This window comes from Synechococcus sp. R55.7, from assembly GCF_047461955.1.
Taxonomy (GTDB): Bacteria; Cyanobacteriota; Cyanobacteriia; order Thermostichales; family Thermostichaceae; genus Thermostichus.
Window position 1 is genome coordinate 1 of record NZ_JANSIC010000094.1, and the last position, 2375, is coordinate 2375.

Here is a 2375-nt window from a genome sequence, read left to right on the forward strand (position 1 = left end):
GCTTCGGGGTAGGAGCACCAGCGGTAGGCGGCCACCTCCTCTGGTTGCACCTGTAGCTCAGGGGGAGGAAATTGGGGCGGCAGCAAGGCCACGTAGTAGGTAACGGTTTTGGCCACTCGGTTCCCCTCTGGATCCGTAAAGGTGTAGGCTTCCTGCAGCGTCAAAGGGTCAGACTGGCCGGGCAGGGTCAGAAGCTGGTAGTCGGTCAAGCCGGTTTCCTCTCGCAATTCTCGCTGCGCCGCCTCCAGGTCGCTTTCGGAGCTATCCTTGTGCCCTTTTGGGAAAGCCCAATGCCCCTTCTGGTGCTGGATGAGCAGATACAAATGCGAAGAGCCCAGTCTGGGAGCTTCCTGGGCGGGTGGGTGGGGCAGGATGGGGATCACCCCATAGGCAGCATCTATCAGCATTGGGGAACTAATCTCCGAAGAGTCTGATGGCTGGCGGCCTGGGAGCGAAGACCTCATTGGGATCCACCCGCGGGCGCTCCACCCCTTGCAGGGGCGAGAGGGGGCGACCGGTGTCGAATTGGAAGAGATAGATGGGCAACTGGCCATTCCCCAGAGGCAAAAGAGCTAAAGTATCGATTTGGGTCAGGGCGTTGCGGCTGGTGGGTCGGGTTAGGTTGAAAGCAACGATTCGGTCTTCCAAGGAATTGTCCGGGCTGGAGCGCCGGCCCAGGCCAATGCTGAACTGCTGGTTGCCCTGCTCATCCACTCCCAAGGCCCGCACATCTCCCAACTCCGCTTGAGGAGCGCTCCCCGGCAGGCCGGCTACCACCGGCGGCGCATCCACCGGCGGCTGCGAAGGCAAAAAGCGCAACTGCGTCCCTTCTGGCAAAATGCGGTAGTCCTGGTAGTCATGCTGGATGGACAGGGATCCCCTGAACACGCGGCGGTTCAGGCCCTCCAGGGTCCAAAAGCCATAGCCCAAATTGATGCGGGTGCTCTCCGGCAGCCAGTAGCGCTCCCCTCCCTCGGGAGCTGGCACCGCCGTAAACCCCATCAGGACATAGGCCTGCCCCCACACCCCCGACAAAAACAGCAACACCTGCCGCGGCAGCCCCGACTGCGGATCCAGCCACAGCTCCCGCAACTGGCCTTCCTGAATGGGCTCTAGGCGCAAGTGCTGGACAGGGGATCCAGCCAAATCCACCCGTTCTGAGGAGAGGACGCGGTAGCGGCTGGGATCCGCCTTCAAGTAAAAGCTCACCGAGGGCAAGAGGGCTTCCGGTCGGCTCACATACACCGAGTACAGCTGCAGCAGATCCGACTGGTTCACCACTTCCAATTGGCGCGAATCCAAGAGGCGGATGCGATCCCCTTCGGCTACCCAAGCCTGCCAACTGCCGTCGCGGCGGTAGAGCACATCCAACGTGGCTGTGAAGGTTTGGGATCCCTCCACCCGCACCTGCTGGCGATATTGCAAGTTGGGCAAAGGGGGCAATTGCTCTAGAGCGGCGTTGTAGCGCTCCAGCCAAGCTTGGGGATCCTGCTTAGGGCTGGCAAGAGAAGAGGGAGCCGATTGGGCCACGGCTGGATCCCCTGACGGCAGACCGACCAGTCCCGTTGCCAGGAACACCACCCCGCCGAGATAGCCCCAGCCTCGAAGGGATCCCTGCCGCTTCCTAAATTGGGAGGGTTCAGGGAACATCAGCTCACCTCGCAACACCGCTCTTGCTGCCCTTCTTGTCGCTGCTTGTGCCCGGATCAGAGCGCTTCCCACACCTGAGAGAAAGCGTTCGGAAGGGATCCCTACTCTCTGCCCGCCGATTGAGTACGCCTATTCAATGGAAATGGATTGGGGGCCGTCGGAGCGACCGGAAGGCGGGGGCTCCTCCACCCTCAGCCCCTGGGACTCCAGCCAACTGCGCAGCGGATCTTGCTTCACATCCAAACGCAGCAGGCCGCTGAGAAAACCGCCACAGAACGGAACAGGATTGCTCAGAAAGGTCTTCCAGACCTCATTCATCTCCATAGCCGCAACACCAACCACCCCCCCAATCCTAGCAAGGCCGGCAGGTGGGGATCCCCTCCCTTGGCTAGACGGCAATCAACTTCTCTCGGTTTATGTTCTGCAGCACACTAAAAATGCTGTTGCCAATGCGCTGGAACTCTTTACTGCTTTTGTCGGCAAAGTGCAATACCCAAGGAAGCCTACAGGCTTGAAAACCACTGGCGGGATGAAGCTGGGAGAGATGGTAAGTTTGTATAGCCAGAACTTCCAAAGGAGTGTTGCCGTGTTCATGGACAACTCGCAGCGGTCTTGCGCTGCCAATTGGCACCGAGGACTTCTTAATGGGCTGGCTTGTTACGAGCATAAATGACCTTCGTTCATGGTCAAAAATGACAGTGCCCATTGCAGCGTCTCTATAGCTT

General features: G+C 59.7%; 3 protein-coding genes and 1 pseudogene. All 4 read right to left on the minus strand.

Annotated features, from left to right (window positions below):
• Positions 1-407: NUDIX domain-containing protein (locus tag NW820_RS06630; protein ID WP_414407032.1), on the minus strand; the 407-nt coding region annotated here is incomplete at its 3' end.
• Between the two features lie 7 nt (positions 408-414).
• Positions 415-1650, minus strand: coding sequence for a hypothetical protein (locus NW820_RS06635; RefSeq protein ID WP_414407033.1), 1236 nt, complete (start codon positions 1648-1650; stop codon positions 415-417).
• Between the two features lie 129 nt (positions 1651-1779).
• Complete coding sequence (locus tag NW820_RS06640) at positions 1780-1968, minus strand: hypothetical protein (protein ID WP_414374286.1); 189 nt, start codon at positions 1966-1968, stop codon at positions 1780-1782.
• Between the two features lie 70 nt (positions 1969-2038).
• A pseudogene (locus NW820_RS06645) lies at positions 2039-2375 on the minus strand (hypothetical protein); the annotation flags it as partial.